11 protein-coding genes and 1 pseudogene are annotated in these 12,303 nt (G+C 62.0%); 7 read left to right on the top strand and 5 right to left on the bottom strand.

What is annotated here, in order from left to right; translation table 11 throughout:
* The 5 genes and pseudogenes from VGO12_RS25055 to VGO12_RS25075 form a co-directional block, all read right to left on the bottom strand.
* Positions 1–123, bottom strand: a pseudogene (locus VGO12_RS25055) (ArsR family transcriptional regulator); the annotation flags it as partial.
* Positions 124–242: 119 nt separating this feature from the next.
* Positions 243–986: a HugZ family protein gene (locus VGO12_RS25060; RefSeq protein WP_327515434.1), complete on the bottom strand. Its 744-nt coding sequence runs from the start codon at positions 984–986 to the stop codon at positions 243–245.
* Between the two features lie 96 nt (positions 987–1,082).
* On the bottom strand, positions 1,083–2,132 hold the full coding sequence (gene choV / locus VGO12_RS25065; protein ID WP_327515435.1) for a choline ABC transporter ATP-binding protein: 1,050 nt from the start codon (positions 2,130–2,132) through the stop codon (positions 1,083–1,085).
* Positions 2,129–2,974: a choline ABC transporter permease subunit gene (choW, locus tag VGO12_RS25070; RefSeq protein ID WP_192446943.1), complete on the bottom strand. Its 846-nt coding sequence runs from the start codon at positions 2,972–2,974 to the stop codon at positions 2,129–2,131. The genes choV and choW overlap by 4 nt, the downstream gene beginning before the upstream one ends.
* An 82-nt stretch (positions 2,975–3,056) precedes the next feature.
* A complete protein-coding gene (locus VGO12_RS25075; RefSeq protein ID WP_327515436.1) occupies positions 3,057–4,013 on the bottom strand; it encodes a choline ABC transporter substrate-binding protein in 957 nt (318 codons plus the stop codon).
* Between the two features lie 247 nt (positions 4,014–4,260).
* Between VGO12_RS25075 and VGO12_RS25080 the strand changes: the two genes are divergently transcribed.
* The 7 genes from VGO12_RS25080 (at position 4,261) to VGO12_RS25110 (ending at position 12,274) form a co-directional block, all read left to right on the top strand.
* Positions 4,261–4,848 (top strand): thymidine kinase, encoded by a 588-nt coding sequence (locus VGO12_RS25080; RefSeq protein ID WP_327515437.1) that lies wholly within the window; start codon positions 4,261–4,263, stop codon positions 4,846–4,848.
* Between the two features lie 83 nt (positions 4,849–4,931).
* Positions 4,932–5,318: a cytochrome c family protein gene (locus VGO12_RS25085; protein ID WP_327515438.1), complete on the top strand. Its 387-nt coding sequence runs from the start codon at positions 4,932–4,934 to the stop codon at positions 5,316–5,318.
* Between the two features lie 205 nt (positions 5,319–5,523).
* Complete coding sequence (locus VGO12_RS25090) at positions 5,524–6,612, top strand: hypothetical protein (protein ID WP_327515439.1); 1,089 nt, start codon at positions 5,524–5,526, stop codon at positions 6,610–6,612.
* A gap of 58 nt (positions 6,613–6,670) precedes the next feature.
* Complete coding sequence (locus VGO12_RS25095) at positions 6,671–7,819, top strand: hypothetical protein (RefSeq protein ID WP_327515440.1); 1,149 nt, start codon at positions 6,671–6,673, stop codon at positions 7,817–7,819.
* 2 nt (positions 7,820–7,821) lie between these two features.
* Positions 7,822–9,738 (top strand): AAA family ATPase, encoded by a 1,917-nt coding sequence (locus VGO12_RS25100; RefSeq protein WP_327515441.1) that lies wholly within the window; start codon positions 7,822–7,824, stop codon positions 9,736–9,738.
* 16 nt (positions 9,739–9,754) lie between these two features.
* Positions 9,755–11,044 carry a DUF6638 family protein gene (locus tag VGO12_RS25105; protein ID WP_327515442.1) on the top strand — a complete coding sequence of 430 codons (1,290 nt, stop codon included), beginning with the start codon at positions 9,755–9,757 and terminating at the stop codon, positions 11,042–11,044.
* A gap of 3 nt (positions 11,045–11,047) precedes the next feature.
* Complete coding sequence (locus VGO12_RS25110; protein WP_327515443.1) at positions 11,048–12,274, top strand: DUF2333 family protein; 1,227 nt, start codon at positions 11,048–11,050, stop codon at positions 12,272–12,274.
* Positions 12,275–12,303: the final 29 nt, after the last annotated feature.

The raw sequence follows: 12,303 nt of genomic DNA on the forward strand, positions 1-12,303 counted from the left end.
GACTGCCATCTCTTCCTTGACAAGGGAATCGAGGATGAGGAGGCGCTTAGGATTTGCCATGGCCGAGAGGAAACCGGCTGCTACCTCGGCTTCATCGTGTTTTTCAGGCGAAAGTGGCTGCATTGCGTGCTCCATGCGAAAATTACATCACACGTAGTTATGGTTGACGAAGCAAGATAATTAGTCGTGATGCATAAAAGGGCAACTACCTACTGCAAGAAATGGGGGTATCTCTCCAGCGATTAACCGTTAAGTTCACGCAAAATTGCCCGTAAACTGGAACTATCTTCGATAGGTGCCGGGAATTCCAAGCGTTTCAGGCGATCGCCATCGGCAAGATCGAGGCCGGCAGCGTCGATGCCGACGATCTTCCAGTTGCCCTCCGGCGCATTCAGGAGCTTGACCGCATAGCGCTGGACTGCCTCGGAATGATCCATGTTCATGTGTTCGATCGCACTTGCCTCGGTGGCGGCCAGCGAAGCGATCGCGGGCGTGTCGATCAGGAGATCGGCAGCCGTCAGAACATAGGCGCGGCCGAAGCCGCCATTGAGGCTCGCGCGTACGGGCGTCAGCCGGAAAAAGCCGAAATCGGGGAAATCGACGTAAAGTTTCGACTTGGGGTGGCGGCGAACGAATCGCTCGCGGATACGGATATGCGCTTCGCTGTCGCGGGCGACCTGTTCGGCGGTGCATTGCACGGTAAGGCGCGGATGGGCCAGCGGATCGCCCTTGCCGGGCTCGCCAGTCAGCAGCGAAGCGCGGTTATCGGCAACGAGCGCCTGGGTGTGGGTCGACAGTTTCGAAATCAGAATGACAGGCACGCCGTCGACATCCATGCCGACGAGCACGCGGCTGACGAAGGGAAAGCCGCCGCTGTCCGGTTCGATCGCCCCGAGCGAGGCGCTGCGGGCGCCGCGCAAGAGCGTGCGGGCGAGCGTGCGGGCCTCGTCGTCGGTGTCGCGCAATACGTTCGGCTTGTCGCTCATGTCCTTGAAACCTTTCCTGCCATGCTATCACCACTCCGAAACGAAAAAAGCCCGGAGCGTTCCTCCGGGCTTTTATTGGCTTGTTGAGCGGTTTCGTCAACTTTTGTTGCGGTGGCGGGTCAGTCCTTGCACGATATCCTGCGCGTCGATCGTGCCGACGACCGAACCATTGTCGACGACGCCGATGCTGCCCGGCTGGCGCGACATGGCGTCGAGAATGTCGACGAGCGGTGTCGTCGGCTTTGCCGTTGCGGTCACGCCGGCAACGGTGACGCCGCGCTGAACGCCGGTCTGCATCACGTCTTTCGCCGTCAGCATGGTGATCGGGTTCATGTGCTGGACGAAGTCGGCGACATACTGGTTGGCCGGATTCTTGACGATATCCTGCGGCGTACCGCACTGGATGATGCGCCCGCCCTCCATGATGGCGATGCGGTTGCCGATGCGGAAGGCCTCGTCGAGATCGTGGCTGACGAAGATGATCGTCTTCTTCAACCGCCGCTGGAACTCGAGCAGTTCGTCCTGAAGACGGGTGCGGATCAGCGGATCGAGCGCCGAGAACGGCTCGTCCATCAGCAGGATCGGCGCACCGGTCGCAAAGGCGCGGGCAAGGCCGACGCGCTGCTGCATGCCGCCCGACAGCTCGTTGACCTTGCGGCCCGCCCATTTCGACAGGTTCACGAGTTCGAGCTGCTCGCCGACCCGCGCCTTGCGCTCGGCGTCCGGCATGCCGGCAAGCTCGAGCCCGAAGCCGACGTTGTCGGCGACGGTGCGCCACGGCAGAAGCGCGAACTGCTGGAACACCATCGATACCGTATGCATGCGGAAGTCGCGCAGCGACTTGGCATTGGTGCGGTAGGGATTGAGCGCGCCGTTTGCGGTCTTGACCTCGACGTCGCCGCGCACGACGGGTGCAAGACCGTTGACGGCGCGAAGCAGGGTAGATTTGCCGGAGCCCGAGAGGCCCATCAGCACAAGGATTTCGCCCTCGGTGATTTCGAGCGAGGCGCCGGCGACGCCGAGCACCAGGCCGGTTTCGGCGCCGATCTCGTCGCGGGTCTTGCCCTGGTCGACCATCTGCAGCGCGACCTGCGGATTGTTGCCGAAGATGATGTCGACGTTCTTGAATACGACGGCGTTGGTCATGCGCCTTCTCCTTCGTCGGACGAGCGGAAAAGGCGGTCGAGGATAATCGCCAGGATGACGATGCACAGGCCCGCTTCGAAGCCCTTGGCGACGTTGACGGAGTTCAGCGCGCGCAGCACCGGAACGCCGAGGCCGTTGGCGCCGACCAGCGCTGCGATCACCACCATCGACAAGGACAGCATGATCGTCTGGGTGAGGCCGGCCATGATCTGTGGCATGGCGAAGGGAAGCTCGACCTTGCGCAGCACCTGGCCGGGCGTGGCGCCGAAGGCCTGGGCGGCCTCGACCAGCGATGGCGGCGTCGAGATGATGCCAAGACGGGTGAGCCGGATCGGCGCGGGAATGGCGAAGATCACGGTTGCGATCAGGCCCGGAACCATGCCGAGGCCGAAGAGGATCAGCGCCGGGATCAGGTAGACGAAAGTCGGGATCGTCTGCATCAGGTCGAGGATCGGCCGCATGATGGCGTAGACCCAGGCTCGACGTGCGGCGGCAATGCCGAGCGGCACGCCAACGGCCATGCTAACGAAGCTGGCAGCGAGCACCAGCGCCAGCGTTTCCGTCGTTTCCTTCCAGTAGCCCTGGTTGATGATCAGAAGCAGACCGAGGCCGGTGAAAAGCGTGACGCCGAGCGAGCGGCGGAACCACCAGGCGGCCGCCGTGATCACGGCGACGACGATCAGCGGGTGAGGGGTCTGCAGGATCCACAGGAGGACGGCCACGACGCCGGAGAGGAAGCGGGCGAGCTGGTCGAAGAACAGCTCGAAATTCGTCGTCAGCCAGTCGACGAACGCCTTGGCCCAGCCCCCGATAGGGATGCGGTTCTCGGTCAGATATTCCACGAAGGTAATCCGTCTCGTCAGGTCAAAAAGGAGCGCATGACGCGGTGAAAAAAGGCGGGGTCATTCCCCGCCTTGATGCCGATCAGAGGCCGAGCGCGGCCTTGACCGCGGCCGGGCCATCGCCGCCATCCTTGGCGGTGACACCGGCAAGCCACGGATCGACAGCCGTCGGGTTGGCCTTCAGCCATTCCGTCGCGGCGGCATCCGGTTCCTTGCCGTCGTTCAGGATCTTGCCCATGATCTCGTTTTCCATCTGCAGCGAAAACTTCAGATTGGTGAGCAGCTTGCCGACGTTCGGGCACTCGGTGGTGTAGCCGGCGCGCACGTTGGTGAAGACTTCCGCGCCGCCGAAGTTGGCGCCGAAGATGTCGTCGCCACCCGACAGATAGGTGAGCTTGAAGTTGGCGTTCATCGGATGCGGTTCCCAGCCGAGGAAGACGACCGGCGTACCATCCTTTTCGGCGCGGGCGACCTGCGCCAGCATGCCCTGTTCGGAGGATTCGACCACTTCGAAGCCCTTGAGGCCGAAAGTGTCCTTGTCGACCATGTCGATGATCAGGCGATTGCCGTCATTGCCGGGCTCGATGCCGTAGATCTTGTTTTGAAGCTCGTCCTTCTTGGTGGCGATGTCCTTGAAGTCCTTGATGCCAAGTTCAGCGCCCTTGGCATTGGTGGCGAGCGTATACTTGGCGCCGACCAGATTGGGGCCGAACGATTCGACCGACTTGTCGTCGAGGTAGGGGCGCACGTCGTTTTCCTGGGTCGGCATCCAGTTGCCGAGGAAGACGTCGATGTCCTTGTTCTTGAGCGAGGTGTAGGTCACCGGAACCGAGAGGACCTTGATGTCCGTCTCGTAGCCGAGGCCCTTCAGCACCGTCGAGATCGTCGCCGTGGTTGCAGTGATGTCCGTCCATCCGACGTCGGAGAAGCGGACGGTGCCACAGCTTTCCGGCTCGGCAGCTGCAGCCTGCCCGGCCGACATCGCAAGCACCGAAACCGCGCCTGCCAACATCAGTTTGAGAGAGAGTCCTTTTTTCATCGTTGTCGTTCCCCTGCCTCTATTATTGTTTTAGCCAAACACCATTGGATAGCGAATTCAAGCGCTTTGATGTCGAAGGAAGTGTATTGCGTCAATACGCTGACGGGGTGCACGATGCGACGCTGAATGTCGCATTGTCCACGAAATGGTCTAGTCCGGCGAAAATCTGTGGGCGCCGCAAACGCGCTCTGGCCTTCCGGCGCAAGGCTCGTCATTACCCGGAAAGGCAAATGCGGACGTGGTAAAGATGGCCAAACTCTATTTCAGCTATGCGACGATGAACGCGGGCAAGAGCACGATGCTGCTGCAGGCCTCCTACAACTACGAGGAGCGCGGCATGCGCGTGGTGATGCTGATCGCCGCCCATGACGACCGGGGCGGGGTTGGCCGCATCTCGTCACGCATCGGCCTTGCGGCAGACGCCATACCGTTTCATGGCGACGACGATCTCTACACGCTGGTCGAAACCCTCCATTCCGACGGCGCAGGCGCGATCGCCTGTGTTTTCGTCGACGAGGCGCAGTTCCTCAACGAGGCACAGGTCTGGCAGCTTGCCCGCGTCGCCGACCGCATCGGCATTCCGGTGATGGCCTACGGCCTGCGCACGGATTTCCAGGGCAAGCTTTTCCCGGGTTCGATGGCGCTGCTGGCCATTGCCGACGAACTGCGCGAAGTGCGCACGATCTGCGACTGTGGCCGCAAGGCGACGATGGTGGTCCGGCTCGACGGCAGGGGCAATGTCGTGCGCGAAGGGGCCCAGGTCGAGGTCGGCGGCAACGAGAAATATGTTTCCTATTGCCGGCGCCATTGGGAAGACAAGATGCGCTGCGAGTGAGTGCGCCTGCGACCGACTGACCGCTTGCGAGCAGGCTGGTCGCGATGCCAATCTGGTTCGATCCAGTCACGAAGAGGTCCTCGATGCGGCGCCTGCTTTCCAGTCTTCTTCTCTCGCTTTGTCTTGGTGCGCCGGCAGCCCATGCCGGTGGCGACGCGACGGCCGGCGCTCAGGTGTTCCGTAAATGCGCCGCCTGTCATACGGCGAGCGAACCGGTCAACAGGGTCGGGCCGAGCCTCCTGGGGGTCGTCGGCCGTCCGGCCGCGTCCGTCGCCGACTACAGCTATTCCGATGCGATGAAGGCCTTCGGCGCTGCCGGCCACGTCTGGGACGAGGCGACGCTCGCTGAATATCTCTTGAGCCCCAAGGCCATGGTCGGTGCGACCAAGATGACCTTTGCCGGATTGAAGAAGCCCCAGGATATCGCCGACGTGATCGCCTACCTGAAGGCGCCGCCGACGGCCAAGTAGGGTCGGCGCAATTCCGGACTGAATGCGGTTTCGCGCGTTGGTCGCAATTGCGCCCGCCAATCCGCGTCGGGGAAGGGTAGCTCGTCAAAAAGCTGCCGGGAAAGGCTTGTTCTCTTTCGATAAACACCCTTTATATAACTGCAATCGAAGGCTGAATAATTCGGCCGTGCTGGCAGATCCTGCCGCGGTGGATCGAGGGGATGAGATGGCGACTCTTCAGAATTTTGATGCTGAGATCGAGAAGACCAGAAGCGTTGTCGAGCAGATGCGCGGCAAGCTCGAACAGTCAGGCGTCGTGCTGGAGCAGTTCGCAAAGTCCGAGACCAAGCTCGGCGACGTCAATTTCGACATCGAGAACGCCCGGATCCAGGACGTTCTCAATCAGCAGAAGGTGATGGAGGCCAACATCGCCGACCTGATCATCGGGCTCGAGGATGCGACCAATGTCTTCGGCTCCGAGTTCGAGAGCATGAAGAACTATACCGGCTACGAGAAGTTCATCGGCATGTTCTCCAAGCAGAAGATGCAGCGCATGCGCACCGACCGCGTGCGCAACATGTCGCTGGCCGGCAACCTGCAGGAACTGTTGTCGAAGTCCGACATGATCGTCGGCATCCTCAAGGAACAGAAGGCGATCCTCGACCAGCGCTACAAGACCTCGGAGCAGAGCCTGATCCAGGTGATCGAGCGCCGCAAGGGTACGATGGCGAACCTCGAAACGGTGCAGAAGCGGATCGAAGAGCTGAACCCGCTGTTGCTCGACATCGAAAACCGCATCGCCGCCTCGACCGAGCAGAAGGTGCGCACGGAGCTCGAAGGCGGGCGCTCGGCGCTTGCAACGGAGTACAACGAGAAGCAGGCGAAAGAGCAGGAGTTGCTGGCCGAGAGCCAGACGCTCGAGCGCTACACCTCGATGTTCCAGACCTTCGTCGATTCGCTCAACAACCAGATCGCCGCGCAGAACACGCTGATCAACAAGCTGACGATCGATACCGAGCAGCGCATCGTGCTCTACAAGGCACTGGAGGACTCGCTGAAGACGGCTGCCCAGCAGGACGTCGCCCATAAGATCAACACGCTCGGCAGCCAGGTCGACACGGCAGCCGAGGAGACCATGGCCGGCATCGGTGCCGCCGCCCAGCGCCATATCGGCGATCTCCTCGAAATGCATGAAAAGAACATGCTTTCGACCCAGGATATCCAGCGCCGCAAGAAGCTCGCAGACGATGCCTTTGCCCGCCGCTTCCAGTCGGTGATGGATAAACACAACACTGCCAACTACGTGAAGCAGTGATCGGCCGGCGCATGGTCCGATCCGAGTCTGCCTTTCGGCGCGCGCCACGGGGATTTGCATGAAGGTCGCAGCTTCATCCGCTGTCGCACAGTATTTCGCGTCGATCCACGCCGCACTCGCCGGGCTCGAACTGTTTCTCGGTGACCGCAATTCACCGCTCTATCGCAACACCGTCGTCGGCGAAGTGATCGTTCCCTATCTCGGTCGGCTTAAAGCGTCGATCGACTGCTGGGAAAACCGGATCGGGTTCGTCGACCAGTTCCGGATTTCCAGGGCGGAGAGCGGCTTTCCCGTGTTCCAGAACGTGCTGGAACTGGAGAACGATCGCCAGACGGCGGACAAACGGCTGGCCGACATTCCCTCGGCCGATGCCTTGCGGGATGAAATGGTCGATTTCATCCTGAGGCAGAAGGCGTTTCCCGAGGCGTTGCAGGCGCGCATGGCCGAAAGGCTCTATCTGGAGCAGATCGGCAAGGGCGAGATCTTCTCGCCGTTCATCCTGCCCGAGACGATCCGCGTCGCCGTCAATTCCAAGACGATGCGGCCCTATTACGTGGTCAGCTGGGGTGCCTTTGACGGCACCAGCACGCTTCCCATGGTCTACATGGCGACGATCGAGGATTCGTCCGAAAAGATCGTCGAGATGCTGGTGACCGAGGACGGCAAGCTCAACCCGCAGGTCGAGATTCCCTTGCCTGTGGGCGGCCTGCTCAATCCCGAGCTTGCCAGTCGCTTCGACGACTTTGCCGCCAAGAACAGCAGCTATTCGCTGACGCCGGTGACGATCGCCGGCAATCTCGACAAGGATTTCGAGGAGCTGCACCCGAAGCAGTTGCGCCGCATCGTGCTCGGCCCCTTCTATTCGGCCGGGATTACCGAGAACAATGCGCGCATCAACGACATCCTCTCCAAGGTGCGCAAGACCGAGAACGCCTGGCTGTTGACCTGGACGGTGCAGGAGGTGTTTTCCAAGGCGGAGCGGCCGGCCAAGCGCGGCTTCTGGTCGACGACGCCGGCGCAGGAAGAGTTCCACATCGACACTGCCAATCTGGAGGCAACGCGCATGGGTGTCTCCTCCTACGAGAAGCATGCGCTGGTGCCGCACGACGCCTATCAGGCGCTCTATGCCGCCGGCGAAGCGGAACAGGTGTTCGGCGACTACAAGGTCCATGTCATTTCGGGCAATCAGGTCGTGAGCGAGGTTTGACGATGACACTCAACACAGGCCTGACGACGCTGCACGAGGACGAGATCGCCAAACATCAGGCGGTTGCGCAGGGCTTCGTGACCAAGCTCATCATCCTGGAGCGGGACGAGGCCACCGCCGGCGCGCCGATCGCCGGCACCGGCCGCCGCTTCGTCTCCACCGTCTCGACCGGCGGGCAGCGCCGCACGCGCGAAGTCGAACTCGTCAGGACGATCCAGGCCGTACGCCAGGGCGATCCGATGCTCTCGCCGGCCCAGCACGCGGTGCTCTATCGCACCCGCCGCGGCATCCAGGTCGCGCTTGCCGTTTCGGACGTCTTTGCCCGCCAGACGAACCTTGAGCAGCTGCAGGCGAAGAACACGACGTCGCCGCTTGCCGGCGACGAGGCGACCCAGTTCAAGGCGCTGCTTTCGGCGTCGGCCTACGTCGCCGCGTTCACGCTTGCTGCCTATCTCGGCGCGACGCTTGCAGGCGAAGGCGAGCCGGTCGACGATGCGGTCGAGCCCGACTTCCTGTTCGACACGCCGCAGGATGCGCTGAAGAGCCTGGTCGCCGCGCTCGACCGCAGCCTTTCAGGCGCGCCTGACGATCTGGGGCTGACCGCCCGGGCGCGGGCGTTTTCGCGCGTGGCGATCGAAGGGCTGATCGCCCGCAAGGGCCGCTTCACCGGGCTGCAGAGTCTCGAAAACATCCATATCCGTCTCGACCAGGACGATTTTACCCTCAACGGTTTCGACGTGGCGCCGGGCCAGAAGCGCAAGCCTCTGGTGATGACCTTCAAGAAGCCCGAGGAAATCATCGGCAACCATATCGCCAAGTATCAGGCGCTGAAGCTTGCCAAGATGCTGATGGCCTATGACTTCGACCGGCAGATGAACCCCTTCGTCGAGCTCGGCGGTTTCCTGTTTACCTTCATCGGCGACGGCATGCCGGGCACCGGCAAGACGATCCTGATCCAGATGCTGGCCGGCATGCTCAACGATTATTGCGAGATCGCCGGCTACGCCTTCCACTACGAGAATTTCGGCGTCGACCAGATCTCCTCCTACCAGGGCAAGTCCGGCCAGAACTGCAAGGAGTTCGTCAACAACGTCATCAATCCGCGGGCGATCGGCTTCGGCACGATCGACGATGTCGACCAGGTGGCCGCCAAGCGCTCCGACGACCGCGCGTCGGCCGGCCAGCACGAGGTGACGGCGGTGCTGATGGAAAGCTTCGCCGGCGCTTCGACGGTGGTACGCGGCAATTGCACCTTCGGCATGTTCTCCAACTACCCTGAAAATGTCGACGATGCGCTGCGCCAGCGCGCCGGCGCCCGCTGGCTGGTCGACGGGCCACAGACGGAAGACGACTACATCGACATCTTCGCGCTGCTCGTCGGCAAGAACCACAAGATCCCGCTCGGCGAGCATCAGCTGTTCGAGGGCCAGGAGATCAAGCGCGCGGTCGCCCAATCCTATGCCGAGCATGCGCGGCCGAAGGAAGAGGGTCTCGTTGCCGTCTGGGAACGCTATGAGAAGGAAAAGGGCGCGATCGCCTCGCTCGCCGATGTCGGCGCCTATCTGCACATGATCAAGGAGGCGGAACCGCGCTTTACCGGCCGGGCGATCAAGAACATCACCGACGCGATCAAGCTGCGTGCCATGGATGTCGAGCTGCCGGATGACTGGTTCAAGGATGCCGGCTCGTTCATGCACAAGGGCTACGACGAGAAGAAAGCAATGATCGAGGCACTGCGCGGCCCGATCACCATCGACATGGTGCTGCAGGAGATCAACCGCTACGCCGACAGCGAGTTCCGCTACACCGACAAGTCGGACGACGCCGCTGTCACCGACATCATCCGCCGCGAACGCCAGCGCGAAAAGGCGATCCGCGAGATCGAGGCGATGAAACGCGACGGCCGGTGGCAGGGGTGATGGAAAGAACTGACCGATGAAACGCTTGCTTGAAGCGGAACTGATCTATGGGCGGCTGCTCGAAATTTCCGAGCCGCATCTGATCGCGCGCTACAACAAGGCGCTCGAAGGCTTCGGGCTCAGGCCGACGGCGCTGACCCAGTTCAGCATCGACATGACCGGATTTTCGCCCGAGATCGCTGAAGAGCTCGGAGACCGGGACTATCTCGACCCGAACCGGGTCAACCGTCGCTTCATCATCATGACGCCGGACCAGGCGGAACTGCCCTGCGTGCACACGAGCTTTTCCAACACCGCGGCGCTGATGCACGAGTTCTTCAACGCCAACAGCCGTGCGATCAACGCGGTGACGATCAAGGATGCGCTCTACGGCGAGATCGAGGATTCGGTTGCCGTGGTCGACGACATCGACGATTTGCTGTCAATCAACGAAGTGCGCTTCCGGGTCCTGTCGGCCGAAGACATGCTCGGCAAGGCGGCCGAACTGCGCGGCCTGATCGACCGGTTGAAGAAGGTGCCGACCGCCTGGGCCGATGATGGGATGCTCAACCGCATGGTCGAGCTCGCCAAGCTGACCGGCGACATCCGCCAGAACGCGCTGGTGCCGGATCAGCTCGTCTTTCGCCACGAGGCCTTTTGGGCCAATCACTTCGGCGGCGTCTACGTCTTCCTCGACGGCAAGACGACGACGGTCATCTGCGACCCGTCCGTTCCCGGGTTCCGCCGTTCGCGCCCCTGGCAGGTGAGCTACATCGCCATCAACGACCATTCACGCATCTACGACTTTCTTGCGTCGACCAAGCGGCTGCAATTGCCGCAGGCCTCCTGGGTCGAGGAGTCGGGGCTTTATCAGCACCGTGCCGACATGATGGTGCGCGGCCTGATCCACGAGACCGACCCTCAGGCCGACCTCGCCAAGGCCGACCGGATCTGGCTGCAGACCTGGATGCACCGCAATGCGGCTGCCGTCGCCAAGGACGGGGCTTATCCGTTCCTGCAGGAGATGATCCGCACGATTGCCGCGACCGGCACGATCAAGATGCAGGACGTGGCGCCCGCCAACCGCTTCATGCTGGTGCGCGCGGCACCCGCGCATCCCGACCAATGGCTGGTCAACAGGCTGATATCGCAGCTTGTTCCCCGCGATTTCGTCTCGCGCTTCGTCTTCGACAAGCAGGGATTTTATGACGCATACGAGCGCTACAGCGAAAGCTACAAGGAATATGTTGTGGCGACGCTGACCGGCACATATCTGAAAGACAAGGCGGCCTTCCGCCACAAGCTCTATGGGCTCAGAGAGGAATAGGACATGTTCGACCCGATCGTTGCGTTTTTCCAACGCGTCTTTACCGCGATCGGCCGGGGCATCGGGCTCGTCGTCGCCTGGCTGCTCTGGCCCTTCGTCGCGGCGGGCAACTGGTACCGGCAGCGCAGCTGGATCATCAAGGGACCGATCGGCATCATTCTGCTCGGCCTGATCCTGTTTTACGGCTACTTCATCTGGCAGACCCAGGCCTGGACGAACTTCAACGAAGACTATGTCGATCGCTACAAGCTGGCCGAGCGCAAGGTGCCTGCCGGCTCGCCGATGAACGCGCCCGGTGCAACGTCGACAGGTCAGTCGACGACGGGCGGCACGGCCAACAACCTCGCGGGCGTGGCGACGCAGCCGATGGAATCGACGCCGGAGGCGCTGGCGGCCGTTCAGCTGCCAGCCGGCACGGTCTGCCAGACCTCGGCGATCGTCGACGTCACCGCCGATCTCATCGATTTCAACGTCAACGAGAACGCCTGGATCTCGTCGATGCTGCTCTACAAGCTGGGCTTCTTCGGCCTCGACTGGGATGACACGCCCTGGCTCGACAACAAGGCGTCGTTCCAGCGCGGGGTCAACCAGGCGATCCGCCGCACCTCGGTGGAGCTCGTCGATTCGCTCGGCCGCATGCGCGGTACCTCGGGCATCAACAACGCGCTCCAGAGCGCGCGCGGCAACATGCAGTTCGACGAGGAGACCTGGTATTTCGGCATCAATCCGTTCGGCCCGAAGACGCCGACACCGAGCTTTTATCGGGCGGCGATGAAGGACCTGAGGTCCTTCAACACCACGCTCAGCAAGTGCGAGGCGATCTTCGACGGCCGCTCGGACAACCTGGTCGAGTTCCTCGACCGTGTCGCCAACGACCTCGGCAATACCTCGGCGATCCTGCGCGAGCGCTCCGAAAACCACAATGGCGGCTGGTTCGACACGCGCGCCGACGACCGATTCTGGTTCGCCTATGGCCAGCTCTATGGCTATTACGGCATCCTGTCGGCGGCCGGCGCAGACTTCGACAATGTCGTTGCCCAGCGCGGTCTGCTGCCGATCTGGACGGAAACGATCAAGCAGCTGCGCGCAGCGCTGCGCATCCAGCCGTGGATCATTTCCAATGGCGAGGAGGCCGGCTGGATCATGCCGACGCATCTCGCAACCATGGGCTTCTATACGCTGCGGGTGCGCTCCAACATTGTGGAAATGCGCGACATTCTCGCCCGTTAAGGCAGACGACGAGGTGCCGGCCGCCAATG

The organism is Ensifer sp., from assembly GCF_035999135.1.
In the GTDB taxonomy this organism is placed as follows: Bacteria; Pseudomonadota; Alphaproteobacteria; order Rhizobiales; family Rhizobiaceae; genus Ensifer.